The organism is Kitasatospora sp. NPDC048239 (assembly GCF_043202015.1).
Lineage (GTDB): Bacteria > Actinomycetota > Actinomycetes > Streptomycetales > Streptomycetaceae > Kitasatospora.
Map to the genome: position 1 here is coordinate 273,091 of NZ_JBICZP010000004.1, position 25,265 is coordinate 298,355.

At 73.0% G+C, this 25,265-nt stretch carries 26 protein-coding genes; 15 read left to right on the forward strand and 11 right to left on the reverse strand.

Annotated features, from left to right (window positions below):
* Positions 1-63 precede the first annotated feature (63 nt).
* Positions 64-612 (forward strand): DUF1990 family protein, encoded by a 549-nt coding sequence (locus tag ACGFZP_RS12515; protein WP_392931430.1) that lies wholly within the window; start codon positions 64-66, stop codon positions 610-612.
* A gap of 38 nt (positions 613-650) precedes the next feature.
* Here ACGFZP_RS12515 and ACGFZP_RS12520 read toward each other — a convergent pair whose 3' ends face one another.
* From ACGFZP_RS12520 to ACGFZP_RS12530, 3 genes are all read right to left on the reverse strand, one after another.
* The gene (locus ACGFZP_RS12520; protein ID WP_392931432.1) at positions 651-1,139 is read right to left on the reverse strand and encodes a YjbQ family protein; all 489 of its coding nucleotides are present in this window, start codon (positions 1,137-1,139) and stop codon (positions 651-653) included.
* Between the two features lie 259 nt (positions 1,140-1,398).
* Positions 1,399-1,665, reverse strand: a complete 267-nt coding sequence (locus ACGFZP_RS12525) for a hypothetical protein (RefSeq protein ID WP_392931434.1) — start codon at positions 1,663-1,665, stop codon at positions 1,399-1,401.
* Between the two features lie 520 nt (positions 1,666-2,185).
* Entirely contained in the window at positions 2,186-2,320 is a 135-nt protein-coding gene (locus ACGFZP_RS12530) for a hypothetical protein (RefSeq protein WP_392931436.1), read from the reverse strand.
* A 42-nt stretch (positions 2,321-2,362) separates the two neighbouring features.
* Between ACGFZP_RS12530 and ACGFZP_RS12535 the strand changes: the two genes are divergently transcribed.
* Complete coding sequence (locus ACGFZP_RS12535; RefSeq protein ID WP_392931438.1) at positions 2,363-4,600, forward strand: CDP-glycerol glycerophosphotransferase family protein; 2,238 nt, start codon at positions 2,363-2,365, stop codon at positions 4,598-4,600.
* A 164-nt stretch (positions 4,601-4,764) separates the two neighbouring features.
* Here ACGFZP_RS12535 and ACGFZP_RS12540 read toward each other — a convergent pair whose 3' ends face one another.
* Complete coding sequence (locus tag ACGFZP_RS12540) at positions 4,765-4,977, reverse strand: EF-hand domain-containing protein (RefSeq protein ID WP_392931440.1); 213 nt, start codon at positions 4,975-4,977, stop codon at positions 4,765-4,767.
* 219 nt (positions 4,978-5,196) lie between these two features.
* Here ACGFZP_RS12540 and ACGFZP_RS12545 point away from each other — a divergent pair, with 219 nt between their 5' ends.
* Positions 5,197-5,865: a lysophospholipid acyltransferase family protein gene (locus ACGFZP_RS12545; protein ID WP_392931442.1), complete on the forward strand. Its 669-nt coding sequence runs from the start codon at positions 5,197-5,199 to the stop codon at positions 5,863-5,865.
* A gap of 116 nt (positions 5,866-5,981) precedes the next feature.
* On the opposite strand, the gene ACGFZP_RS12550 is transcribed toward ACGFZP_RS12545, so the two are convergent.
* Together ACGFZP_RS12550 and ACGFZP_RS12555 are read right to left on the reverse strand one after the other, a co-directional pair.
* Positions 5,982-7,796, reverse strand: coding sequence for an ABC transporter ATP-binding protein (locus ACGFZP_RS12550; RefSeq protein ID WP_392931444.1), 1,815 nt, complete (start codon positions 7,794-7,796; stop codon positions 5,982-5,984).
* A gap of 280 nt (positions 7,797-8,076) precedes the next feature.
* Positions 8,077-8,850: an SDR family NAD(P)-dependent oxidoreductase gene (locus tag ACGFZP_RS12555; RefSeq protein ID WP_392931445.1), complete on the reverse strand. Its 774-nt coding sequence runs from the start codon at positions 8,848-8,850 to the stop codon at positions 8,077-8,079.
* A gap of 156 nt (positions 8,851-9,006) precedes the next feature.
* Here ACGFZP_RS12555 and ACGFZP_RS12560 point away from each other — a divergent pair, with 156 nt between their 5' ends.
* The 4 genes from ACGFZP_RS12560 (at position 9,007) to ACGFZP_RS12575 (ending at position 12,114) form a co-directional block, all read left to right on the forward strand.
* Positions 9,007-9,207 carry a hypothetical protein gene (locus ACGFZP_RS12560; RefSeq protein WP_392931447.1) on the forward strand — a complete coding sequence of 67 codons (201 nt, stop codon included), beginning with the start codon at positions 9,007-9,009 and terminating at the stop codon, positions 9,205-9,207.
* Between the two features lie 105 nt (positions 9,208-9,312).
* Positions 9,313-10,131 (forward strand): hypothetical protein, encoded by an 819-nt coding sequence (locus ACGFZP_RS12565; protein ID WP_392931449.1) that lies wholly within the window; start codon positions 9,313-9,315, stop codon positions 10,129-10,131.
* A complete protein-coding gene (locus tag ACGFZP_RS12570; RefSeq protein WP_392931451.1) occupies positions 10,128-11,066 on the forward strand; it encodes a DUF6895 family protein in 939 nt (312 codons plus the stop codon). Before ACGFZP_RS12565 ends, ACGFZP_RS12570 begins: the two co-directional genes overlap by 4 nt.
* 28 nt (positions 11,067-11,094) lie before the next feature.
* Positions 11,095-12,114, forward strand: coding sequence for a serine hydrolase domain-containing protein (locus ACGFZP_RS12575; RefSeq protein WP_392931453.1), 1,020 nt, complete (start codon positions 11,095-11,097; stop codon positions 12,112-12,114).
* Positions 12,115-12,126: 12 nt separating this feature from the next.
* Here the strand turns inward: ACGFZP_RS12575 and ACGFZP_RS12580 are convergent, their stop codons facing one another.
* The 3 genes from ACGFZP_RS12580 to ACGFZP_RS12590 are packed head-to-tail and all read right to left on the reverse strand — an operon-like array spanning position 12,127 to position 15,601.
* Positions 12,127-13,029, reverse strand: coding sequence for an SDR family oxidoreductase (locus ACGFZP_RS12580; protein WP_392931454.1), 903 nt, complete (start codon positions 13,027-13,029; stop codon positions 12,127-12,129).
* Complete coding sequence (locus ACGFZP_RS12585; protein WP_392931456.1) at positions 13,026-14,012, reverse strand: alpha/beta fold hydrolase; 987 nt, start codon at positions 14,010-14,012, stop codon at positions 13,026-13,028. Before ACGFZP_RS12585 ends, ACGFZP_RS12580 begins: the two co-directional genes overlap by 4 nt.
* A complete protein-coding gene (locus ACGFZP_RS12590; protein ID WP_392931458.1) occupies positions 14,009-15,601 on the reverse strand; it encodes a flavin-containing monooxygenase in 1,593 nt (530 codons plus the stop codon). Before ACGFZP_RS12590 ends, ACGFZP_RS12585 begins: the two co-directional genes overlap by 4 nt.
* A 345-nt stretch (positions 15,602-15,946) precedes the next feature.
* Here ACGFZP_RS12590 and ACGFZP_RS12595 point away from each other — a divergent pair, with 345 nt between their 5' ends.
* The 3 genes from ACGFZP_RS12595 (at position 15,947) to ACGFZP_RS12605 (ending at position 19,401) form a co-directional block, all read left to right on the forward strand.
* Positions 15,947-16,744: a MerR family transcriptional regulator gene (locus tag ACGFZP_RS12595; protein ID WP_392931460.1), complete on the forward strand. Its 798-nt coding sequence runs from the start codon at positions 15,947-15,949 to the stop codon at positions 16,742-16,744.
* Positions 16,745-16,808: 64 nt separating this feature from the next.
* Entirely contained in the window at positions 16,809-17,831 is a 1,023-nt protein-coding gene (locus ACGFZP_RS12600; RefSeq protein ID WP_392931461.1) for an ABC transporter substrate-binding protein, read from the forward strand.
* 298 nt (positions 17,832-18,129) lie between these two features.
* A complete protein-coding gene (locus ACGFZP_RS12605) occupies positions 18,130-19,401 on the forward strand; it encodes an MFS transporter (protein WP_392931463.1) in 1,272 nt (423 codons plus the stop codon).
* 176 nt (positions 19,402-19,577) lie between these two features.
* On the opposite strand, the gene ACGFZP_RS12610 is transcribed toward ACGFZP_RS12605, so the two are convergent.
* Complete coding sequence (locus ACGFZP_RS12610) at positions 19,578-20,312, reverse strand: SDR family oxidoreductase (protein WP_392931465.1); 735 nt, start codon at positions 20,310-20,312, stop codon at positions 19,578-19,580.
* Positions 20,313-20,383: 71 nt separating this feature from the next.
* On the opposite strand from ACGFZP_RS12610, the gene ACGFZP_RS12615 reads away from it, so the two are divergent.
* From ACGFZP_RS12615 to ACGFZP_RS12635, 5 genes are all read left to right on the forward strand, one after another.
* Positions 20,384-21,331 carry a LysR substrate-binding domain-containing protein gene (locus ACGFZP_RS12615; RefSeq protein WP_392931467.1) on the forward strand — a complete coding sequence of 316 codons (948 nt, stop codon included), beginning with the start codon at positions 20,384-20,386 and terminating at the stop codon, positions 21,329-21,331.
* Between the two features lie 419 nt (positions 21,332-21,750).
* Positions 21,751-22,095, forward strand: a complete 345-nt coding sequence (locus tag ACGFZP_RS12620) for a type VII secretion target (protein ID WP_392931469.1) — start codon at positions 21,751-21,753, stop codon at positions 22,093-22,095.
* Positions 22,092-23,648, forward strand: a complete 1,557-nt coding sequence (locus ACGFZP_RS12625) for a hypothetical protein (RefSeq protein ID WP_392931471.1) — start codon at positions 22,092-22,094, stop codon at positions 23,646-23,648. Before ACGFZP_RS12620 ends, ACGFZP_RS12625 begins: the two co-directional genes overlap by 4 nt.
* Positions 23,645-24,031 (forward strand): hypothetical protein, encoded by a 387-nt coding sequence (locus tag ACGFZP_RS12630; RefSeq protein WP_392931473.1) that lies wholly within the window; start codon positions 23,645-23,647, stop codon positions 24,029-24,031. Before ACGFZP_RS12625 ends, ACGFZP_RS12630 begins: the two co-directional genes overlap by 4 nt.
* Positions 24,028-24,525, forward strand: a complete 498-nt coding sequence (locus ACGFZP_RS12635) for a hypothetical protein (RefSeq protein WP_392931475.1) — start codon at positions 24,028-24,030, stop codon at positions 24,523-24,525. The genes ACGFZP_RS12630 and ACGFZP_RS12635 overlap by 4 nt, the downstream gene beginning before the upstream one ends.
* A 112-nt stretch (positions 24,526-24,637) precedes the next feature.
* Here ACGFZP_RS12635 and ACGFZP_RS12640 read toward each other — a convergent pair whose 3' ends face one another.
* Positions 24,638-25,255: a nucleotidyltransferase domain-containing protein gene (locus tag ACGFZP_RS12640; RefSeq protein WP_392931477.1), complete on the reverse strand. Its 618-nt coding sequence runs from the start codon at positions 25,253-25,255 to the stop codon at positions 24,638-24,640.
* Positions 25,256-25,265: the final 10 nt, after the last annotated feature.

Sequence of the window (25,265 nt, forward strand, 5' to 3'; positions counted from 1 at the left end):
ACCACCCGCCCCGCCACCCGCCCCGCCACCGGCCGGGGCGGCGCGCCCCAGTACGGTGGCGCCATGCCCACCACCCTCGACCAGCGCCTGCTCGCCGCCCGGGCCGCCTCGCCCAGCTATCCGGAGGTCGGCGCCACCCGGGACGCCCGGCTCCCGGCCGGCTACGCGCACCTTCGGCGGCGGATCCACCTCGGGCACGGGCCGGAGGTACTGGAACGGGCCGGGCGCCACGTCCTCGGGTGGGGCAGCCAGCTCGGCACCGGCTTCGCGGTCCATCCCCACGCCCCGGCCGAGCCGGGCGCGACGGTGCTGATCCGGCTGAGCCTGCCCGGCACCCGCCGCCCGAGGCTGGTGATCCCCTGCCGGGTCGTGTGGACGGTGGACGAGCCGGACCGGATCGGTTTCGCCTACGGGACCCTGCCGGGGCACCCGGAGTGCGGCGAGGAGGCGTTCCTGGTGAGCATGGACGGCGACGGCGAGGTCTGGTTCGAGGTCACCGCGTTCTCCCGGCTCGCCGCCTGGTACGCCCGGCTCGGCCGCCCGGTGGCGGTGCTCTGCCAGTACCTGGCGATCGAGCGCTACCTCACCGCGGTGGCGGCCGCGGTCCGGTAGCAGCGGGCCGAGGCGGCCCGCCGGGCTCCCGTAGCGCCTCAGCCCAGGAAGGACAGCCGGACCGTCCGCCGCGGGTTGTCACCGTTGGTGTCGACCAGGACCACGGACTGCCAGATGCCGAGCGCCAGTTGGCCGCCGATCACCGGCAATGTGGCATGCGGTGCGACCAGGCCCGGCAGCACGTGGTCGCGGCCGTGGCCGGGGCTGCCGTGCCGGTGCCGCCAGCGGTCATCGGCCGGGAGCAGCTCACGCAGCGTGGCGAGGAGGTCGTCGTCGCTGCCCGAGCCGGTCTCCAACACCGCGATGCCGGCCGTGGCATGGGGAACGAAGACGTTGAGCAGGCCGTCGCGCCCGGCGGCGCGCTCGTCGAGGAACGCGGCACAGCGGCCGGTGATGTCGAGCGCGACCTCGCGGCTGCCGGTGGTGATCTCGAAGGTGGTGGTCTGGAAGGAGGAGGCCTGGGGGTTGGGGGCCTGCGAGGAACTGGTCTGGGAGCTGCTGGAACTGGAGTGGTTGCTGTCCGCCATGGCGCCATCCTCACCCACGTCAGGGGGTGCGCCGGACCGCCTCGCCGTCTCCCCGGACCGCCGGACCGCAGCGGCACGGCGGCGCAGGCCGGGAGCCTCGTCCTCCGCGCGAGGAATGCCCCGGGTACGCCAAAGACCCGATGGGCCCTTGGGTCCATCGGGTCGGTGCCGGTGTGCGCGGGGAGCCTGGACGGCCCGGAGGGACCGCGAGGGCCCCGGGGCCGGACAGGGCCTAGAGCAACGCCCTAGGGCAACCGCCCTAGCCGCGACTGCCGAAGAGGCTTCGCTTCAGTCGCCGCAGCGGCGCCAGCAGCGACACCCGCACGTGGCGACGCGGCGCGGTGGGGGCTCCGACGCCACGTGGCGTCAGCTCCCTTATCAACCCGAGCGCCTCGGCGGTGTCCACCGCCGGGAGCGCGGGCGCGCCGAGCACAGCCAGGTGCCGTTCGATCCTGCGGCCGGTCGTACCGACACCGCACTGGATAGCCGGCACGCGGGCCCGAGTCCGCGCTTGCATGTGTTCCATCAGTTTTCCCACCCCTACGAGGCGCCAGGGCCGTGAGGCGAAGACTATCCGTGACAGACGGCCTTCGCGCAACCGTCCTGGTGTTCTGCCACCGTACCGTGCGACGTCAACTGACGGTGCACCAGGGGCAGAGCGACCGGTCACGACTAGGCATCAATGATGGTGCACGACCGGCCGGAGGTCAGCGGGGGCCGGAGGCACGGACCCGGCGCTCGCCCAGGAGGTACACGCCGGGCGCACAGGGTCGACACAGGGAGCCGCTGGCGTACACAGGCGGGCGGGAACGTACACAGGGCGGCGAACTGCAGGGACTGGCGGCAGGCGCCGACCGCAGCGGACCTTATAGGGGACAGCCCCCTCAGCTGCGGCGCTCCTCACCGTGACAATCTGTTCAGGAAGTGAACACATTCGAGGGATTGACTCGGGGGAAACCTCCAAGCAATATCTCTTTCGGCGACATCAGTGCGAGACACGCTCAGAAGTGCGTTCGACTGATGAAGAGCGATGTAAGGATTCCGGCTCACCCGAGCCACTGCCCGGCCGCCTCGACGCTGCGGCGGCCAGGCTCGGGGGGTGCCCGGACCGGCGGCCGGCCGTAGAGGGTCGGCCGGGCCGCCACCCGGCTGCCGGTGCCGCCCTCCACAGGGCGCGGCACCGGCGGTTCCGGATCACCGCGCGCTCGGTAGACTCGGCCAGCGTGCCAGTCCTCCTCAGCATCGTGCTCCCCGTCCACGGCGTAGAGCGCTTCCTGCCCCGCTGCCTCGACTCGATCCTCGAATCCGGTCCGGCCGGCGAGCCCCGCGAAGCCTCCGCCGCCGAGGAGCCGCGCTTCGAGGTGATCGCGGTCGACGACCTCTCCCCCGACCGCTGCGGCGAGATCCTCGACGAGTACGCGGCCCGCGACCCCCGGCTGCGCGTGCTGCACCTCGGCGAGAACCAGGGCCTGGGCGGCGCCCGCACCGCCGCGCTGCCCGAGGTCAGCGGCGAGTACATCTGGTTCGTGGACAGCGACGACTGGCTCCCGGAGGGCACCGTCGCGGCCGTCCTCGACGAACTGGAGCGGGAGCGGGCCCGGGAGAAGGAGGGGGACGCCCCCGCCGACGTCCTGCTGACCGGCTTCACCCACGTCTATCCGGACGGCGGGACCGAGCCCAACCCGTGGCGCCAGGTGCTGGCCGGCTCCCCCCTGGAGCAGGGCTGCACCCTCGCCGAGCACCCCGCGCTGTTCCGGACGGTGATGTCGGTCTGGAACAAGGTGTTCCGCCGCGAGTTCCTGCTCGGCCTCGGCGTCTCCTTCGGCCGCGGCTTCTACGAGGACATCTCCGTCACCTACCCGGCCCTGCTGGCCGCCGGACGACTGCGCTACCTGGACCGCCCCTGCTACTTCTACCGGCGCGGCCGGGCCGGCGCGATCACCAGCACCGCCTCCCCCAAGCACGCCGACGCCTTCGCCCAGTACGACGCGATCTTCGCCTTCCTGGACCGCACCGAGCGCCCCGTCCCCGACGCCCTGCGCACCCTCGTCTTCGAGCGCACCGTGCAGCAGGCCCTGACCGTCCACGACACCCCGGGGCTGGTCCCCCCCGAGCTGCGCAAGGACTTCTTCCGCCGGATCGCCGAGCACTTCGCCCGCCACCGCCCGGCCGGCTACCGCTTCCCCGGCGGTCTGCGCGGCGTGCAGTACCGGCTCGCGGCACGCGGTTCGCGGATCGCCTACGCCGAGCTGCGCCGCACCGGGCGGCTGCCGCGCGAGCTGAAGCGCGGGGCGCGGGCGGTCGCACCGGCGGTGAGGCGCGGGGTGCGCAGCAGCGCCCGCTTCACCGCGTACAACGCCTTCCGCCGACTGCCGCTGGACGAGCACCTGGCGGTCTACGCGGCGTACTGGCACCGGGGTTACGCCTGCAGCCCGGCCGCGATCTACGAGAAGGCCCGGGAGCTGGCGCCCGCCGTCCGGGGCGTCTGGGTGGTGGAGAACCGCACCCAGGCGGCCACACTGCCGACCGGGGTGCCGTACGTGATCGTCAACACGCCCGCGTACCTGAAGGCGATGGCGACCGCCAAGTACTTCGTCAACAACGTCAACTTCCCGCGGACCATGGTGAAGCGGCCCGGCACGGTGCACGTCCAGACCCAGCACGGCACGCCGTTGAAGGCGATGGGCATGGACCTCAGGGACCACCCGGTCGCGGCCGACGGGATGGACTTCTCGCGGCTCCAGGAGGCCGTCGACCGCTGGGACTTCCTGGTCTCCTCCAACCCGCACACCAGCGAGCACTTCGCCCGGGCCTTCCCCGGCCGGTACGAGATGCTGGACACCGGCTACCCGCGCAACGACCGGCTGGCGAACACCACGCCCGCCGAGGTGGCCGCGATGCGCGAGCGGTTCGGGCTGGCACCGGGCCGGACGGCGGTGCTGTACGCGCCGACGCACCGCGAGGGCCAGGGCGGGTACGTGCCGCTGGTGGACGTCCGCGAGCTGGCGCGGCGGCTCGGGCCGGGGTTCACCCTCCTGGTGCGCACGCACTACTTCCACACCGGCGGCCCGGGCGACCTGGTGGCGGGCGAGGGGGCCGCGGAGATCGTGGACGTCTCGGCGCACCCGACCGTGGAGGACCTCTACCTGGCGGCGGACGTGCTGGTCACGGACTACTCGTCGATGATGTTCGACTACGCGGTGCTGGACCGGCCGGTGGTGGTCTTCGCGCCGGACTGGGAGCAGTACCAGCGGGTGCGCGGGGTCTACTTCGACCTGTTCGCGCAGCCGCCGGGCGCGGTCACGGTGGACGCCGACGGGCTGGCGGCGGCGCTGCTGGCCGGGGATCCGGAGCCGGCGGCGCGGGCGGCCTTCCGGGAGCGGTTCTGCCCGTGGGACGACGGCGGGGCGGCGGAGCGGGTGGTCCGCCGGGTGTTCCCGGTGCCCCCCGCCACGGCCTGAGCGGACTGCCGGGGCGGCGCGGGCTCCGGGGCTGCTCGGCGCTCGGCTGCCCGGCTGCCCGGCTGCCCGGCTGCCCGGCTGCCCGGCCCGGGAACGCCGAGAAGGCCGGGAACGCCGCTGCGGGGCACCCGCCGTCGGCAGGGGCCCCGCAGCGGTGAACCGGGTCAGCTCTGGCGCGCGGCCAGGAACTCGTCGAAGGTCAGCTCGCCGTCGTGGTTGGTGTCCATCTGGTTGATGATGGCCTCGGCCACGGCGATCGACGTGGTCAGGTCGCCGAGCTCACGCGCGACCTTGGCGTACTCGGCGGCGGTGATCCGGCCGTTGCCGTTCACGTCGTACTTGTCGAAGGCCGCGCGGATCGTGTCGACGTCTGCCATGGGTTGCCCCTCCTGAGGAACTGAAGAACTGCTGATGTGCGTTTCCGACGGCCGTACCCTACCCGGCCGTGGCGAGCACCACGGCTGGCGGGAGTGGACGGCCTCCCGGGTGGGTGTCGTAGTCTGCGGGTCTGACCTCGGCCCGGCCGGGAACCGACCACCGATTGTCGTATGTTCAGGCCCGGGCGCCTCCCGGGCGCGCTCGTCCAGGGAGGGACCGTGCTCGACCTTTTCACCAAGCTGGTGCTGAAACCCGTCTCGCGGGGCATCTGGCGGCCGGACATCCAGGGCCTGGAGAACGTGCCGCGCAAGGGCGGGGTGATCCTGGCCAGCAACCACCTCTCCTTCATCGACAGCGTGGTGATCCCGCTGACGGCGCCGCGCCGGGTGCACTTCCTGGCCAAGGCCGAGTACTTCACCGGCACGGGGCTCAAGGGCGCGCTCTCCAAGGGCTTCTTCGAGTCGATCGGCGCGGTGCCGGTCGAGCGCGGTACCTACCGCTCCGCTCAGGCCTCGCTGGAGTCGGCGCTGGAGATCCTGGAGGACGGCAAGGCCTTCGGCATCTACCCGGAGGGCACCCGCTCGCTCGACGGGCGGCTCTACCGCGGCAAGACCGGCGTGGCCTGGCTGGCGCTGACCGCCGGCGTCCCGGTGGTCCCGGTGGCGCTGGAGGGGCCCGAGCAGATCCTGCCGATCGGCAAGCGCGTGCCGCGGGTCCGCAAGGTGACGGTCCGCTTCGGCGAGCCGCTGCACTTCGACGAGCTGCACGGACAGGCCCGCTCGCTCAAGGCCCGGCGGCAGGTCACCGACGAGGTGATGCGGGCGATCCAGCAGCTCTCCGGCCAGGAGTTCGTGGAGAGCTACAACGAGCTCCCCAAGGCCGCCTGATCCGCGCCTGCTGGTTTCGCACCGTCCGGTCCCGTACCAACTGGTCCCGCACCGTCTGATCCCGGGCCGTCTGATCCCGGCCGTCTGATCCGAGCCGCGTCCCCGGCTGCCGCGCCCTACGCGGGCGCGGCGGCGACCGGCGCCTCCCGGCGCAGCAGCGCCGCGTAGCGGCCGTTCGCCTCGACCAGCCCGTCGTGGGTGCCCAGCTCGGCCACCTCGCCGCGGTCCAGGACCACGACCTGGTCGGCGGAGCGGATGGTCGACAGCCGGTGGGCGATGGTGATGGTGGTCCGGCCGGCCGCCAGGGTGTCGATCGCCTGCTGGACGGCGAGCTCGGTGCGGTTGTCCAGCGCACTGGTGGCCTCGTCCAGGATCAGCACCGGCGGGTTGCGCAGGATGGTCCGGGCGAGTGCGAGCCGCTGCTTCTCCCCTCCCGAGAAGCGGTAGCCGCGTTCGCCGACCAGGGTGTCGTAGCCGTCGGGCAGTCCGGCGATGGTCTCGTGGATCTGCGCGGCCTCGGCGGCGGCGACCAGTTCCGCGTCGGTGGCGTCCGGCTTGGCGAAGCGCAGGTTGTCGGCGACCGAGGCGTGGAAGAGGTAGGTCTCCTGGGAGACCACGCCGACCGCCCGGGCGAGCGTGTCGAAGGAGAGCTCCCGGACGTCGACGCCGTCGATGGTGACCCTGCCCCCGGTCACGTCGTACAGGCGGGGGACGAGGTAGCTGAGCGTGGTCTTGCCGGAGCCGGTCTCGCCGACCACGGCGAGCGAGCCGCCGGCCGGGACCTTCAGCTCCACCCCGGACAGCGTGGGCCGCTCCTGCTCCGGGTCGTAGCGGAAGTCGACGCCCTCGAAGCGGACCTCGCCCCGGATCGTCTCCAGGGTGACCGGCCGCTCGGGCTCGGCGATCTCCACCGGCAGGTCGAGGTACTCGAAGATGCGCTGGAACAGCGCCAGCGAGGTCTGCACCTGGACGCCGGTGGAGAGCAGGCTGATGGTCGGGCGGAACAGGCCCTGCTGGAGCGAGACGAAGGCGACCAGGGTGCCGATCGAGACGATCGGCGAGCCGCCGGCCGCCGCCAGGCCGGCCGCCCAGTAGATCACCGCGGGCATCGCGGCCATCACGATCTGGATGGTGTTCATCCGCCAGCGCCCCGCCATGCTGGCGCGCACCTCCAGCTCGGCGAGCTGGTCGGACTGCTCGGTGAACTCCTTGGAGAGCGATCCGGAGCGGCCCATGGTGCGGCCGAGCAGGATGCCGCTGACCGAGAGCGACTCCTGGACGGCCGAACTCATCGCGGCCAGCTGCTTCTGCCGCTCGGTGGTGATCTTCTTGCGCTCGCTGCCGACCCGGCGGCTGATCCAGACGAACAGCGGCAGGAGCAGCAGCGAGACCACGGTGAGACGCCAGTCCAGCGCGACCATGGCGACCACCGAGGCGACCACGCTGGTGAAGTTGGAGACCAGCGAGGTGGCGGTGGAGGTCACGGTGGACTGCATGCCGCCGATGTCGTTGGCGATCCGGGACTGCACCTCGCCGGTGCGGGTGCGGGTGAAGAACGCCAGGGACATCCGCTGGAGGTGGGTGTAGACGGCCGTGCGCAGGTCGTGCATGACGCGCTGGCCGACGGTGGTGGATATCAGGGTCTGCACCACGCTGAAGACGCTGTTGACCACGGCGGTGGCGATCATGCCGAGCACGAGGAGGGTCAGCAGTCCGGTCCGGCCCTGCGGGATGGCGGTGTCCAGGACGGCCCGCAGCAGGAACGGCGACACCACCGAGACCACGGCGGAGGCCGCCACCAGCAGCCCGACGGTGGTGAGGCGGCCCGTGTAGGGGCGGAACAGCGCGAGGATGCGCCGCCACTGGGCGGGCGGGCGGGGCTCGCCCTCGGCGCGGGCGGGCGGGGTCCATCGGATGCCGTCGGGCCTCAAGGGCGGGCCTCCCTCGGTCGGGCGCGCGGTGGCGCGGCGGGTTCGTCTGATGCGGCGGGTGTGTCTGATGCGGCGGGAACGGCAGGTGTGGCGCGCACTGGGCGTTGGGCAGGCACGCCGGGCACCGCGGTCAGGCCGCCGCCAGCATAGCGAGAATAGCTCATAGTTAGCGAAGCTAATAGTGAGGCTCACTCTATTCCCGCGCCGGACCCGGCACACACAGGGCGCCGCGCCGCATCCCCAGCGGGAGTGCGGCGCGGCGCCCTGGGCGTGCGTGCGGTCAGTTCGTCCGATAGGTGCGCGCCGCCTTGGCGGAGACCCCGCCGAGCTTGCCCGAGGGGAGCAGCCGGGCGATCGCGACGGCGATCTTGTAGCGCCGGCCCGGGACGGACACCGAGCGGCCGCGGGCCAGGTCCCGCATCGCCTCGCCGACCACCCGCTCCGCGGACAGCCAGCCCCAGGACGGGATGTTGCCCGTGCCCATGCCCGCCCGCGCGTGGAACTCGGTACGGGTGAACCCCGGGCAGAGCGCCATCAGCCGCACCCCACTGCCGCCGAGGTCCCGCTGCACGCCCTGGGTGAAGCTCACCACCCAGGCCTTGCTGGCGCCGTACGTACCGCGCGGCAGGAAGGCCGCCACCGAGGCCACGTTGACGATCGCGCCCCGCTCGCGCTCGCGCATCCCCGGCAGGGCGGCCGTGGTCAGCCGCAGGATCGCCTCCACGTGCACCTTGAGCATGTCCAGCTCGTCCTGGAGCGGGACGGTCAGGAAGGCGCCCTTGTTGCCGAAGCCGGCGTTGTTCACCAGCAGGTCCACCGGGCGGGCGCCGTCGGCCAGCCGGGCCTCGACGGCGGCGATGCCGTCCTCCGTGGCGAGGTCGGCGGTCAGCACCTCGGTGTCGATGCCGAACTCGGCCTGCAGGTCGGCGGCCGAACGCTCCAGCCGCTCGGTGTCCCGGGCCACCAGGACGAGCCGGTAGCCGCTCCGGGCGAGCCGCCTGGCGAAGGCGGCTCCGATGCCGGCGGTCGCGCCGGTGATCAAGGCAGTGGTCATGCCCCTGACCGTACCGACTCATCGCCCCCCTACCCAACGCGTCGGTAACTTCGCAGATCAGAGCCTTGCGGATGCAATCGATGGTTCGTGCTCGTATGGTCGATCGGGGGCATCGCCTGACCAGGCGATGAAGATTCTATTGAGGAGGCACATCTGATGCTTGCTCAGCACCTGACCGGAAGGGCCCCGGCGCCGCTCGCGACCCGGGCCGAACTCGATGCGCTCGGCGCGCTGATGGTGGAGGACGAGGCCGCCGTGAGCGACGCGCCCACGTACCGCCCCGAAGCCGCCGCGCTGCTGCTGGTGGGGCTCGCCCTGCTGCTGTCCCCGAAGCAGCCCAAGGAGAAGACCCGGTAGCCGGTGACGGCGCCAGGCCCGCACGAAGCCTCCGCCGCGGGGCCCCGGTCTCCGAGGCCTCCCCGTGAGACGCGTGAAGCCTTCCTCAAGGAGGACCACACAACCATGCCATTCGCCGATACCTCGCTCCGCGACGAATACGCCGCAGCGGTCGAGCGGGTGGCGGGCCGGACCCTCGACGCCCTCCGGGGCGCCGGGGGTGCGGTCACGCTCGCCGAACCCGGCTCCGACCCGGCCACCGCCCACCCGCTCCGACCGCTGCTGGCCGCCGTCCGAGTGCTCGGACCCGACATGTTCGCACCGCAGCTGTTCGGCGGGGCCGCGCCGGATGAGCAGACGGCCTGGCTGGTGGCCGAGGCCCACGAGGTGTTCCCCTCACCCGCTCCCCCGCCCCCGCCGTGGTCCTCCGGCGTCGGCGATCCGGACAGAGACCCGGACAGAGACCCGGACGGGCCCGCGCTGATCGCCGCCTGGCGGGACTGGGCCACCGGAATGCTGCTGACCCGGTCCGTACACTCCGTCACCGCGGGCGGCCTGCCCGCTCCCGGCGTCACCGCCCCACAGCCCGACCACGCTCCGCAACCTCAGCCCCACGCCTGGCAGGCCTGGTCCGTCCGGATGGCCCAGCTCTCCGCGCTGGCCCTGCCGGGCCTCCACGGCCCGGTCCAGGAGACCGCCCTCGCGCACCCGACGGAGCTCGCCAGGGGCGTCGTCCGCTCGATGCTGCGCCGCGACCACCGGGTGGCCGCCCGGCTCGCCCGCTGGCTCGCCTGGGCCCAGGCCCAGGGACAGACACTGCCGCTGGAGATCGAACCGGTGCTGGAACGGATCCACGTCGTCGGCGATGGAAGCGCCCGCACCGCACTCGAACTCGCCATCGCCGAGGCCCTGCTGGGGACCGCCGTGGACGGAGGACAGTCATGACGGACAACCGGATGCTCGCCACCGCCCAGGAACTGGGCTCGCGTGCGATGGCCTGGCTGCACGGCTCGCACGAGCTCGGCTTCGGCCGGCTCTCCGACAACATCACCATCGACCTCGCCGACCCCAACAACGCCTACAAACCCCTCGGCGAGTGCGCGCTGGCGGCCTCGCTGGTCCTGCGCGACGGAGTCACCGGCCCCCACGACGCCCGCATCGCCCGCGAGCTGCTGGACTTCGGATGGACCCAGCTCCGGGACGGAAACCTGCTGTATGAACGGCAGTTGCGCCACCTGGTGATGACCGACCCACTGGAGACGTACGTCCACTTCGCACGGGCCGGCTACCGGCACCCCGCGATGGAGGAGCTCCTGGAGTCGCTCGGCAGACTGCGCGCCGTCCAGGCCGCGGAGATCCTGCCCAGCCGACGCCTCGCCGTCGCCAACGCCCGCCGGGTGGTGGGCCTGCGCAACCAGCCGGACGACTGGACCGCACTCGCCGCCGGCACCTGGCTCGGCGCCACTCCGGAACCGTGGGCGGTGGACTGGATGACCGGCTACGACATCACCCACGCCGTCTTTCACCTAACCGACTGGGGCGCCCGGCCCGAGGGTCTGCCCGAGCCGATGCGCGACTACGTCCGGACCTGGCTGCCGGCCTGGATCGACATCTGGCTGGAGGTCGGCCAGTGGGACCTGGTCGGCGAGCTGCTGGTGGTGGACTCCTGCATCGGCGAGCCGGTGGGCGGCATGCAGGGCTGGGAGGCGCTGGCCGCCGTCCAGCGCGAGGACGGGCTGATCCCGCGCGACAACTCCGAACCCGTGGCGGAGGATCCGGCCCAGGCGTTCCAGGACCACGAACACACCGCCGTGGTCGCCGTGGTGGCCGGCACCGTCACCCTGTCGCGGGCGCTCGGCGGCGCGGCCGTGGCGGCGTGAGAACCTCCGAGGAAGCGGAGTCTTCGGCGTGAACGACTACGGCGAACGGGAGTTGGCGGAGCTCGTCCGGGCCGCCGAACCGCACGCCACCGCCGTCACCCTGGCGGTGGCGCGCGGCGACCGGCAGGCCGTGCGCTGCCACGGCCTGCTGACCCACGGGGGCGATCCGTGCACCCCCGACACCGTCTTCGAACTCGGCTCGGTCACCAAGACGTTCACCGCCCTGCTGCTCGCCGCGCTGGTCGCCCGCGGCGAACTCGCCCTGGACGACCCGGTGGAACGCCACCTCCCCGACAGCTGGCACCCCGCCACCGTCCGGCACGGCGGCCCGATCCGGCTGCTGCACCTGGCCACCCACACCTCCGGGCTCCCCCGGCTGCCGCCCGGGCTGCTCGCCGGCGCCGTGCCGACCTGGTTCAGCAACCCGTACGCCGCCTACCGGGACGAGCAGTTGCGGGACGGCCTGGCGCGAACCACCGTACGGGCGAGGCCCGGCAGCCGGGTCCGGTACTCCAACTACGGGGTCGCGCTGCTCGGCCGGCTGCTCGCGGAGGCGGGCGGGGCGCCGTACCCCGAGCTGCTCGCCGAACGGATCTGCCGCCCGCTCGGACTCCGCTCGGCCAGCTGCCACCCCGATGCCGCCGACCGCGCCGTCGGGCACCGGCTCGGCCGGCCGCTGCCGCCCTGGCACATCCCCGGCCTGCCGGGCGCCGGCGCCGTCCGGGCCGGCGGCGCCGATCTTCTGCGCTACCTGAAGGCCCACCTCTCCACCGGCGAGGGCGAGTTGGGGCGGGCGGCGGCAGACGTCCAGCGCCCCCGGCTGCGGCTGCCGCACTCGACGGACCAGCTCTGCCTGGTCTGGAACCACCGTCGACTGGCCGACCGGGACATCTTCTTCCACTCCGGTGCGACCCGCGGCTTCACCTCGTTCGTCGGCTTCTGCCCGCAGACCGCCACCGCCGTGGCCGCCCTGGCCAACTGCGGCCCCGCGCTGGACGGACGCTTCGTCCAGCGCGGGTACGAGGTGCTGAAGCGGACGGCCGCCTGAGCTGCGGGCCCGCTACGCCGTCGGCTCCTGTTCGGTGCGGGCCGCGGTGTCGGCCGCGCCGCCGGCGCCCACCGGTCGCAGCCTGGTCGCGGCGGTGGCCCTGATCTCGGGGGCCAGCCTGGCGACGTCACGGGCACCGGCCTTGGCGATCAGGGTCGGCAGCAGCCAGCGCATCGGCTGCATGCCGCGCAGCCAGGCCTGGGCGTAGACGTGCGCCGAGCGGCGCGCGACGCCCGCGACCAGGCGGTCCACCGCCGGCTCCAGCGGGTACGTCTTGCTGGCCGGCCAGGGCAGCCGCGCCCGCATCTGCTTGAGGACGGCGTCCTGGTCGGCGCCGCGCACCATGTCGGTGTCGGTCCAACTCAGGTATCCGACACCGACCTTGACCCCCTGGTAGGCGACCTCGGCGCGCAGCGAGTGGGCGAAGGCCTCGACGCCCGACTTGCTGGCGCAGTACGCGCTCATCAGCGGCGCGGGCGTCATCGCGGCCAGCGAGGCGATCTGCAGCAGATAGCCGCCGCTCTCGGTGAGGGCCGGGAGGAAGGCCCGGGCGGTGGCGACGCTGCCGAGCAGGTTCACCTCGATCACCCGGGTGAACGCGCGATGGTCGCTCTCCAGCAGCGGGCCGCCGAGCGCGATGCCCGCGTTGGCGATCACGGTGTCGATCCGGCCGTAGTGCTCCTGGATCTGCCGGGCGGCCTCGCCGAGTGCGTCGTTGTCGGTGACATCGACCTCCCAGGCGGTGGCGGCCGGCCCGCAGAGTGCGGCCACGACCTTGAGCTCGGCCGGCTCCAGGCCGACCAGGGCGACCTTGGCGCCGCGCAGGGTGAGCTTGCGGGCGAGCGCGGCACCGACGCCGCGGGCGGCACCGGTGATGACGACGACCTGCTCGGACAGCGGCGGGGTGGCGTTCATGCGGTGACACTCCTCTGGCTGCGGCTGTGGCTGTGGCTGTGGGCGGTGCGGCGGTGGGTCTCAGGCAGGTGGGCGGCGGGTAGGTGGGCGACCGCGAGGCGGTGGATCTCGGCGGCGACCTCGACGGGCCTCTCGAACGGCGCCATGTGGCCGACCCCGGGGAGCAGGAGCAGCCCCTGCGGGTCGGGCAGCGCCGCGACGATCCGGTGGGCGTGCACCGGCGGAGTCAGCCGGTCATCGGTCCCGACGATCACGGCGGTCGGCGCGGCCAGTCGCCCGAGCCCTGCGGTGACGTCCAGGGTGTCCAACACGCCGGCCCACTCGGCCCGGACCGCGGTCGGGCAGGCGTGCACGACCTTGGCCGCCGCCTGGACCAGGCCCGCCGGTGAACCGGCGCCCATGGTGGCGTACTTGAGCGCGGCCCGGCTGCCCGGCCCGACCGGGCCGAGCGGCAGCCGGGAGCGCAGCACCCGCCGGTGCAGCAGGCGGCGCAGCCCCGGGTGGCGCAACACGTCCGGGAGGACCCGCAGTTCGGCGATCAGGCGGTCCGGTCCGGTGGAGACCAGCAGTGCGGCGGCGGTGCGGTCGGCGACGGCGGGGCGGTCGGCGCCGGCCATGATGGTCATGCCGCCCATGCTGTGGCCTGCGAGGACGGCCCGCTCCCCCGCCGGGACGGTCCGGACGACCACGGCCTCGAGGTCCTCGGCGAGCGCCCGGGTGGAGTAGCGCGCCCGGCTCGGCGGCACCTCGCTACGGCCGTGGCCGCGCTGGTCGTACGCCACCACCCGGTAGCGGTCTGCGAGTTGGCGGATCACCGGAGCCCAGAAGGCGATCGAGCAGGTCCAGCCGTGGGCGAGGACGACGGTCGGGGCGTCCGACTGCCCGTGTATCTCGACGTGCAGCCGCAGACCGTCGGCCGAGCGGATCCACAGCTCCTCGGCCGGGACGGGCGGTACGCAGTCGGCGGGGACGACAGGGCTCATGCCAGGGCCTCCTCGGGCGCGCCGGGACCGGCGGACGTGCCGGGGTCGGCGGGCGCGCCGTGTGCGGGCTGGGGGCGCATGATCAGCTCGTACTCGGCGAGGTCCACCCGGCGGGTGGCGCGGCGGAACGCGGTGGTGGAGGCGGGCCAGAGCACGGTGTTCTTGCCGTTGCCGTCCAGGTACCAGCTGCGGCAGCCGCCGGTGGTCCAGACCGTGCGGTCCATCCGGTGCTGGAGTTCGAGGTTCCAGCGCCGCTGCGCCCGGGCGGTGGGCTGCATCGCCGTCGCACCCACGGATCCGAGCGTGGTGAGCGCGTCGACCAGGTAGTTCAGCTGGGACTCGATCATCAGGATCATCGAGCTGTTGCCGAGGCCGGTGTTGGGCCCGATGACGAAGAAGAGGTTGGGGAAGCCGTGCACGGTGGAGCCGCGCAGCGCCTCCATGCCGTCCTTCCACTCCTCGGCGAGGCTCCGGCCGTCGACGCCGAACACCCGTGACCCGATGGGCATGTCGGTGACGTGGAAGCCCGTCCCGAAGACGATCGCGTCCACCTCGTGCTCACTGCCGTCGGCCGCGACCAGGGTCGAACCGCGCACCTCGGAGAGGCCGGCGGCGACCACCTCGGTGTTGGCGGCGGCGAGCGCCGGGTAGTAGGTGTTGCTGAGCAGGATGCGCTTGCAGCCGATCCGGTAGTCGGGGGTGAGCCTGGCCCGCAGCGCCGGATCGGCGACGGCCTGCGCGATGTGCCGCTCGGCGAGCTGCTGGACCAGCCGCAGCGCACCGGGCCGCCGGACGAAGGCGTCCACCTGGAGCTCGCGCAGTGCGAAGAGCGCCCCTCGGCGGATCTTGGTGGTGACGGGCAGCCGTCCGTGCAGCCACTTCTCGGCGGCGGTGATCTCCCGGTCGCGACGCGGCAGGACCCAGGCCGGCGTGCGCTGGAAGACGGTCAGCCTGCCCACCCGGGGCTGGATGGACGGGATGATCTGGGCGGCGGAGGCTCCGGTGCCGACCATCGCGACCCGCTTGCCCGCGACGTCGAACTCGTGGTCCCAGCGGGAGGAGTGGAACACCTTGCCGGGGAAGGTGTCCAGGCCGGGCAGGTCGGGGACCTGCGGGTCCGCGAGCGGCCCGGCGGCTGAGACGATCGCGTCGGCGGTCCACTGGCCGGCCGTGGTGGTGATCCGCCAGCGGGTCTGCTCGGCCTCCCAACGGGCCTCGGTGACCTCGGTGTTGAAGCGCAGGTGGGGGCGGAGGCCGAAGACGTCGGCGACCTTCTCCAGGTAGGCGCGGATGTCGGGCTGGCCGGAGAAGCTGCGCGGCCAGTCGGGGTTGGGCGCGAAGGAGAAGGAGTAGAGGTGCGAGGGCACGTCGCAGGCGCAGCCGGGGTAGCTGTTGTCACGCCAGGTGCCGCCGACCGAGTCGGCGCGCTCCAGGACGACGAAGTCGGTGATCCCGGCGCGGCGCAGCCGGACGCCGGCGCCGAGGCCGCCGAAGCCGGAGCCGATGACCGCCACCCGGACGTGCGGGACGTCGGCCGGCGAGCCCTGGCCGGGTGCGGCGGGCCGGGGGCGCTTGGTGCTGGATGCCATGCGGCGTCCTCCTGGGGGTGGGGGCGTGAGGTACGCACTGCGGTGTGTGGCGAGCCGTGCGTGGTGTGCAGTCGCGGCAGGCGGTCCGCGTGCGCACCCCGGGCGTCCTGTTCGGGGAACTACCCCGCCAACCGCGCCAGCAATCACTGGCACGATTGGCAGGGTAGCCCTTACTGACAGCCGATGGAAGAAGCAAGGCCGCTTCGTCTCGGTGACTCCCGCGCTGCCGTGGGCGCCTCGTCGCCGTGGCGGCCGCGCTTCGGTGGGCGCCTCGTCGCCGTGGCGGCCGCGCTTCGGTGGCCACCTCGTTGCCGTGATCTCAGCACCTCGACGACCGCCAGTCCTATGCTGAGCGCCGTGGACAAGGTCAGAGCAGCTGCGGGCGACAGACAACGCGAGTACCGGGTGGAGGAACTGGCCAAAGCGGCCGGCATCACCACCCGTACGCTGCGGTTCTACCGCGAGCGCAAGCTGCTCCAGCCACCGCGCCGGGACGGCCGGATCGCCTGGTACGGGGAGGCGCACCTGGCCCGGCTGCGGGTCATCGCCGAACTCCTGGAACGCGGCCACACCCTCGGCGGCATCGCCGAACTCATCGGCGCCGGGGAGAGCGGCCGGGACGTCGCCGAGCTGATCGGGCTGGAGGCCGCGATCATCGCCCCCTGGTCGGACGAGTCGCCGGTACACCTGGACTGGGACGAGCTGAAGGACGCCTTCGGCGACCAGCTCACCGAGGAGAACACCGCCGAGTCCATCGCCCAGGGCTACGTCACCGTCCAGGACGACGGCATCACCCACGTCAGTCGGCGGCTGATGGACGCCACCAGGGCCCTGGTGGCCGAGGGCGTACCGCTGTCGCTCGTCCTGGATGCGAGCCGCCGCACCCAGGAGCACGCGGACGCGATCGCCGAGATCTTCACCGTGCTGGTCCGCGAGCAGATCCTCGGCGCGCTCGTCGGCGACGCCCCGCTGCCCCCCGGCGAGGCCGCCCGGCTGACCGAGCAGATCCAGCGCGTGCGCCCGCTCGCCCGGACGGTGGCGGACGCCCAGTTCGCGCTCGCCCTGGACCGGCGGGTGCACACCGAGTACGGCGAACTGCTGCGCCAGCGAAGGCCGGAGACCGGCACGGGCGACCAGGCGTAGCCGCTGCGACAGCCGGGCAGGAATGCGGTCGGCCCTGTCGCCGGACCCTCTCTGGAGCCGCCCGATGCCCTATCTGTTCACCCGCCGCGCCGCGCTCTCCGCCCTTGCCGCCGCGGGGTCGGGGCTCGTCCTCGCGGCCTGCGGTTCGAGTGGTTCCGACTCGCCCCGTGCCGGTTCGCCCCATGCCGATTCGGGTGGGGCCGGTTCGAGCGGGGCCCGCGTGGCCGACGGCCCGTCCGGTGGCACCCGTACCGTCCGGCACGCGCGCGGCGAGAGCACCGTCCCGCAGCGCCCGGCCCGGGTCGTCGTCCTCGACACCGACTCGCTGGACTCGGCCGTGACGCTGGGCGTCACCCCGGTCGGCGCGACCACCGTGAGCGACGGCGCGCCGTTCTCCGCCTATCTGCCGGCCGCACGGTTCACCGGGACGAAACCCGTCGGCACCATCGGCCAGCCGGGCCTGGAGTCCATCGCCGCGCTGCGGCCCGACCTGATCCTCAGCAACCAGGTCCGCGACGACAAACGCTACGACGAGCTGTCGAAGATCGCGCCAACCGTCCTGACCAAGACCACCGGCCCCGCCTGGAAGGAGAACTTCCGGCTGCACGCCGAGGCGATGGGCCGCCAGACCGAGGCCGCGGCGGTGGAGGCGGACTACCAGGAGAAGGTGCGGGCGCTGGTCACCGCGCTCGGCGGGCCCGAGAAGACGGCCGCCACCAGGGTCGGGATGGCCCGCTTCCTGGCCGGCGCGCCGACCCGGCTCTACCTCAACGACACCTTCATCGGCTCGGTCTTCAAGGACCTCGGCGTCGGCCGGCCCGTCAACCAGGACAAGCCCGGCTTCTCGCTGGAGATCAGCCCCGAGCAGGTGGACCAGGCGGCCGCCGACGTCATCTTCTACTCGGTGTACGGCGACGCGGCCAAGTCCGACCACGGCCGGATCACCGGGGGCGCGCTCTGGCGGAGCCTCGACGCGGTGCGGAACGGGCGGGTCTACCAGGTGGACGACAACCTGTGGATGCTCGGCATCGGCTACACCGGCGCCGGGCTGATCCTGGAGCAGATCCGGAAGGACCTGGTGGGCTGAGCCCGGCCCGCCCTCCGCTCAGCGCTCCGGGGCGGCCGGGGCGACCGGGGCGACCGGGGCGACCGGGGCGACCGGGGCGACCGGGGCTCGAACGTGGGCCGACCCCGAGCCGGGAGGCTCCGGCTTGGGTGGTCCTCCAACCCCGTCCGCGACGACCGGTCGACTCCACTGGGTGATCGCACGGTTACCCGTGGGTTCGTCCGGACCATACGGTCGAAGCTCACCCGCGGGTCCCCTTTCACCTGGTCGGGCCGGTGGTGGGAGGCGGGCGCCCGCGCCGGCTCCGTGTGGGGGCGTCATGGTGTCCGTGGTCGGAGGGTTCCGCGCGGTGGCGCGGGTGACGGGCGGCCGGGTGCTGCTCTGGTCGCTGCTGGGGCGGCTGCCGAACGCGATGTGCCCGATCGGCACGCTGCTCCTGGTCACCCGCAACACCGACAGTGTCTGGCTCGGTTCGCTGGTGGCCGGGGCGCTGGCCGTCGGCCAGGCGGTCGGCGGTCCGCTGATCGGCCGGCTCGCCGACCGGCGCGGGCAGCGGACCGTCGGCCTGGTCGCGGCGGCCGTCAACGCGTTGGCGATCCTCGCGCTGGTCGGCGCCTCGGAGCGCGACCTCCCGCTGGGCCGACAGATCGCGGCGGCCGCGCTGATCGGCCTCTCCGTCCCGCTGGTCGGACCGCTGTCGCGCAGTCGCTGGGTCCGGTTGGCGCGCGGGGACGGCGAGTTGACGTCCTCGATGCTCTCGCTGGACGGCATCGTGGACGAGGTCAGCTTCACCACCGGCCCCGCGCTGGTCGGCGTGCTCGCCACGCTGGCCTCGCCGGCGGCCGGACTCCTCACGGCGGCGGCGCTGGTCGGCGTCTGCGCGACGCTCTTCGCCCTGCACCCGACGGCCGCTCCGGGAGCGGGTGCTCCGGGAGCGATCGCTTCCGCGACGGGTGGGCGCCGGATCCGGTCGGCCGACCGGCTGTTGACCACGCCGTATGTGCTGCTTCTGGCGGGGATGGCGCTGCTGGGCGCCTGCTTCGGCTCCGTCCAGGTCGGGGTGACGGCCACCACTGACGCGCTCGGGCAGCCCGGCGCCGCCGGACTGCTCTACGGCTTCATGGGTTTCACCAGTGCGTTCGCCGGGATCGCCACGGCCGCCCTCCCCGCCCGTTGGGAGCTGCCGCTGCGGCTGCGGGTCGGGACGGTGCTGCTCTTCGGCACGTCCGTGCTGCTGCTGTTCTCGGGTGGCGGCATCGGCGTCCTGGCCACTGCCATCGGCTGCCTGGGGGTGGCCGTGGCGCCGCAGATGATCACCATGTTCGGCCTGGTGGAGCGGACCGTCCCGCCGGCCCGGCTCGGCGAGGCCATGGCCGCCCTGGTCAGTGCCATCATCCTGGCGCAGTCCGCCGGCACCTTCCTCGGCGGCTGGTCCGCGGACCACTTCGCGCCGACCGCCCCGTTCCGGATCACCGTCGCCGCCGCGGCCGCGGCCCTGCTGCTCGCGGGGTGCACCGCCACCGACCGCCGCTACCGCCGCCGGGATGGCCTTCGGGGAGGGGCGGTCCGGGTTCTGGCGGTAGACCGGTGATCTCGGCACCGGTCCGGTGACTCGGGCTGTTTGGCCGTTCAGCAGCCCAGCGCCCCGGCCCGTGCCAGTTGATTTCCTGCCTGATGACCAGGTCTCCCGTTACGGCGCCTCCCGTTACGGCGTCTCCCGTTGCGGCCGGTTCGCTGCCGGGCCCGTCCCCGGGCGGGTGCATGGCCTTACCAGGGAATCGGCCCGTCCTCGGCCACAAAGGTGCCCGTCGGGCCGTCCTCGCCCACAGTCGCCAGCTCCACCGCCACGGCCGCGCCCTCCTCCGGCGTGCGCATCCCGGTGTGGCGGTTGAGGTCGGTCGCGCAGTAGCCGGGACTCACCGCGTTGACCAGGATCCCTTCGGCGCGCAGTTCATTGGCGTAGAGCACGGTGATCGCGTTCAGCGCGCTCTTCGAGGTGCAGTAAGGGAGGAGGATCGAGTAGTAGGCGGACCACGGGCTGCCCGGGTCGGCAAAGTGGGTGAGGGAGCCGAGTTCGCTGGACATGTTGACGATGCGTGCGGCGGCGGAGCGGCGGAGCAGGGGGAGCATCGCGTGGGTCACCGCGATGACGCCGAACACGTTGGTCTCGTAGACCTGCCGGAGGGTGGCGGCCGGGGTTTCGCTCGGCTTCTGCGGTGCGGTGGCGATCGCGGCGTTGTTGACGAGGATGTCGAGGCGGCCGAACGTGGCGTCGATGTGCTCGGCGGCGGCCTGGACCGAGAGCTCGTCGGTGACGTCCAGTGGTACGAACCGTACGTCGGCGCCGTCGGCGCGGAGCTCCTCGGCGGCCGCCTCGCCACGCTCGGCGTTGCGGGCGCCGATCAGCACGGTGATGCCGAGGGCTGCGAGCCTGCGCGCCGTTTCCTTGCCGATGCCCTTGTTCGCCCCGGTGATCAGAGCGGTCTTCTGTGAAGTCGTCATGGCCCCAAGCCTCCCCTCTCCCACGGGCGGCAGGGAAAGACCAGAAGACTCTGGATCTATAGTCCACGGATATGAGTGAGCTAGAGGTGCGGGAGCTGAGGTACTTCATCGCGGTCGCCGAGGAACTGAACTTCACTCGGGCCGCGCAACGCCTGGGGATGGCGCAGCCCCCGCTGTCGAAGGCGATCGCCCAGGTGGAGTCCCGGCTCGGGGTACGCCTGCTGGAGCGCACCACCCGGCAGGTGAGGCTGACCACGGCCGGTCAGGTGCTGCTCGGCCAGGCCCGGATCGCGGTCGACGCGGTACACGCGGCGGCCCGGCGTGCACGCCGGGCCGGTCAGCCGACACCCCAGCTCGTCGTGGCGGTCAAGCCGGGAGGCGATGCCGGGCTGCTGCGGGAGATCCTCGCCGCCTACCGGGAAGCGGGTTCGCATCTGCCGCCGCCCGAAGTCGTCGTCGGCGGCAGCGGAGAGCCGATCGCCATGCTGCGGGACGGCCGTGCCGATGTGGCGCTGCTGCGCAGCCCGTTCGACGGCCAAGGGCTGGATTCCCAGACGCTCGTGGTCGAACCGCGACTGGCCGTTCTCCCCGCCGCGCACCGCCTGGCCGGACGCCGGCGGCTGCGGCCGGCCGACCTCCAGGGCGAACCGATCCCCCGCTGGAAGGGGGCCGACCCCTCCAACACCGCCTACTACACAGGATGCGACGGAGCGGAGGCAGGCGGCGGCCACACGAACTCGGCGCCGACCGACACTCCCGAGGGACCGCTCGTGGCCAGCGTCGAGCAGCTCCTGGAGGTGGTCGCGCTCGGCCAGGCGGTGGCGTTCCTGTCACTCTCCACCACCAAGCAGCACCAGCGCCCGGACATCGCCTACCGGCCGGTCACCGGCCTCAGCCCCAGCGCGGTCATGGTCGCCTGGCCGGAGACCTCGCGATCCGCAGCCGTCGCCGCCTTCGTCCAGGCCGCCCACGACGTCGCCGCCCACCACCCCGACCACATGGCCGCACTGGCATCCTGACCGGCCGGTCGACGGAATCCCGAGGCACGCGGGTGGCCAAATATGTAGACCGGTCGGTCGATTGGTGAGTTTCATGTGGACCGGTCTACAGATTCTGTTCGGCGCGCACACGCACGCGCAGGTAGACCGGTCTACCTATTTCCGAGAGGGAACACAGGTAGACCGGTCTACATATTCGCCAACGCCGGACGCCGGATGCCGACCCCGCCGCCACCAGCTCCCGACCGTTCGTCACCGGTCCTTCACCACCGGCCGATGCCGGCCCGGTCCGGCCCGGACCCGCCACCGCCGACCGGCCAGCCTCGCCGTCCAGCGTGTCCCCGGCAGGCGTTAGGCTCTTGCCTCCGGTGTCCACGCCTCCTGTTGCGCGGGCACCGGAGTCATTGCGGACAGGACGTACCTGACACAACGGGGGAACCATGAGCGGCGGAGCAGCGCCGGGCGCCAGCGGCGGATCGGACGGATACCGCGTCAACGTGGCGGGCCTGAACGGCGTGACCGAGCAGTTGAACAAAACGGCGACCGACATCGCGGCGGCCAAGACGGCGTTCGCCGGCTCGGTCTGCTACGCGTCGACGGCGTTCGGCGAGTTCGGCATGGACAAGGCCTGGTCGAGCTTCGACGTCGCCTGGTCGAAGGAGATATCGGTCACCCAGCGGGCCCTTGACGAGCTGTCGCAGAAGATGGCGACCACCACCACCAACTACCGCAACGCCGAAAAGGCCGTGACCGCCTCCCTGGTGACGGCGGGTGGCGGCCGGTGAGCAAGGTCAAGGATCTGGAGCACGCTCAGCACAACATCGAGCAGCCGCAGTTCATGCTCCCCAACCTGCACCTGCTGCAGGGGATCAACGAGGCGCTGGCCGTGCCCCCGCCGGTCGGTGACCCGGGCGCCGTGCGGGCCCGGGCCAAGGACTACGCGCAGGCGTCCGCCTCCTTCGCGAGCGCCGCACAGGACCTCTCCGGTATCGCCACCAACCAGCTGCCCGCGGTCTGGACCGGTTCGGTGGCCGAGCACGCCACCCAGGCGGTGCACGCGATGTCGGCGGAGACCACCACCTCCAAGGAGACCCTCGCCTCGGCCGCCACGCTGCTGGAGGCCTGGGCCAACGACCTGGAGTGGGCCCAGAAGACCGACTCGGACGGCTGCCGGCAGCTGAAGGCCGCCGGGGACAAGATCAAGGACGACCTGGGCGGCTTCGACCAGGGTGCGATGCAGTCCGCGATGGCCGGCGTCGGCGCCCGGCTGGCCGCGGCCCGACGGGCCGAGAGCTGCGGCACCAGCACCGCCAGCCGACTGAACCAGCTCGCCTCGATGGCCCGGGCCGAGCGCGCCGGCCAGGGGTCGATCGACCCGCTGGCGGCCGTGGTCCTGGCCACCGAGAAGAACCCGGGCGCGGGCGAGGACGGCGGCTACATCCTCACGCCCAACCAGCTCGACCGGGCCACCCAGACCCTCGGTGTGATGACCGGTGCCGACCAGATGGCGTTCCGCGCCCTGCTGTCCGGCGCCAAGTCGCCCGAGGAGGCCGCGTACCTCTGGAAGGCGCTGGCGGCCGGCCACTCGGTGGCGGACATCCAGAAGTTCGACGCCGCGATCCACCCGCACGGCGACGACCCGGCCTGGCTCGCCCAGCACCTGGTTCCCGCGACCACCACCGGGGACACCGGGCGGGAGTCCTCGGACAACATCGACGTCACGTACCAGGGCCAGCAGGTCAACATCGACGGGTACGGCGTCTACTCCCAGCGCGACGTCAGCGACTGCGTGGCCGCGTCCACCGTGATCGCCCAGGCCAAGCTGGACCCGCTGCTGATGTTCCAGCTCACCACCGGCGGGACTCCGGACGTGCCCGGCTCCGACTCCCCGCAGAACTTCGAGCAGCGGCTGCAGAAGACCTACATCGACGAGTACATCCAGGGGCAGAAGGCCGACGGGAGGAAGACCTACCCGCAGGAGGACAAGGGCCTCGGCAGCACCGCCCAGACCTACCTGGCCGACAAGGACCTCGGCAAGGCCACCGGCGCCGACTACGAGCACGTCGAGCTGAAGAACGACGACGACCGCCGGGCCGCGCTGGCCCGGATCGAGAAGTCCGTCGACGAGGGCCTTCCGGTCCCGATCACCGTGCGCAACGACGACTCCGGGCACCAGATGATGATCATCGGACGCGACGGTGACAAGCTGCAGGTCTACAACCCCTGGGGCTTCACCTCCTGGGTGACCGAGGAGCAGTTCGTCAACAGCCAGCTCGGCGGACTGACCCCCGGTGAACACCCCCTGAACAAGTCGACCGCCCTGGAGCTGCCGAAATGACCACCGTCCGGCCGGACGCCGAACTGGCGGACCTCGATGTCCCCGCGGCCATCACCCGGGGCCTGCTGCTCGCCGGCGGCCCGCGCCAGGCCCTGTTCACCGAGGCCGCGATCGCCGCGACCCACCACGCCGAAGCGGCGGGCGTGGGCCCGTACCCGCTGGGCTTCCTCGCCCAGCACGTCAGGGCCGGCGGGTTCGCCGCCGCCCTCGACCTGCCCGAGCCGGTGATCGGCCAGAGCGGCCGCGCGCTGGTCCGCAGCTGGCTGCAGGCCGCCGCGGCGAGCGGCGCCGACCTCGGGCGCGAGCACCTGTTCGCACGCTGGCTGGCGGAGGTCTCGGCGATGCTCGCACTGCGGCGCGACATCCGGGAGCTGGGCGTATGACGGGCCGTCCGTCCGTCCGGCGTGCGGTCGCCGGTGCGCTGCTCGCCGTCCTGGTACCGCTGGCGGGTTGCTCGTCCTCGTCGTCCGCCCCGGCGGACAAGGACCCGGACGCCGTCGTCACGCTCCCCGCCGAGGGCGACGCGGAGGCGGTCGGCGGCGGGCGGCTGCCCCCCTTCGACCCGTCCGACGTCCAGCTGGTCGTCGGGGGCTCGGTGGGCGTCAGCCTGCGCTCTGCGCCGCTCCCGCACGGCTGGGAGTTGGCGGGTTCGGGCGACACCGCCGTGGTCCGGCGCGGTGCGGACGTCGCGCTGACCACCTGCCCGCCCGACTCCGCCGGGTGCGGCCACACCGTTCGCCAGGTCTGGACCGCCACGGCGGCCGGGTCCACCACGCTCACCTGGAACTACGTCGACCGGGCCTCCTGCCGCCAGACGGGCGGCTCGTCGTCCTGCAAGGTGCTGGCGGTGAAGGAGGTCCGGGTCCGGGTGGGTTGACGGACCGGCGGCCGACCGCACCGGGCTGCACAACCGCAGCAGGTGAAGGCGGGCCCTGCCGACGGGCGGCGCTCCCGGGCGCAGCCACCAACCGTCGGCAGGGTCGTGCCGTTCATGCCCTCAGGCCGTCGACCTCAGGCCGTCGCACCCCCTGCCTGAAACCCCGTGCCTGAAACTCCGTGCCTGAAACCCCCTGCCTGAAACCCCGTGCCTGAAGGGCCGCCTCCAGCCGGGCGATGTCCTCGGCGTCCTTGGTCCGCCGCGGGCGGGCGGGATCCCAGACCGGCATCATCCGCTTGATCTCGATCTGGACGTGCGGGCTGACGATCGCGCACTGCAGGCCACCGATCCGGCCGGGCCCGGAGTCGAGCATTCCCTCGGGCCAGGGCGTACCGGCCCAGGGGCCTCCCGCGACCACCACACGGCCGGCCGGATCCCGCTTCAGAAGCGTGAAGCTGCTCTCCAGCCCGTCCTTGGTGAAGTCCAGCTGGAGCTCGGCCGGCGGCCCCGGCACCTGCCGGTAGCCGCGCCGCAGCAGGCCGTCCGCCAAGCCTCCGGCGTCGTCCGCCCAGAGGAACCAGTCGATGTCCGCGTGGTCGCGGGTGGTCTCGCCGAGGTAGAAGTCCACGGCCCACCCTCCGCGGAGCCACAGCGCCACCCCGAGGGCCCCGGCGACCTCCACGGCCTCGGCGATCAGCCGGAGTTGTCGGTCGGCGCGCGTCGTGTCCACGGTCGGACCG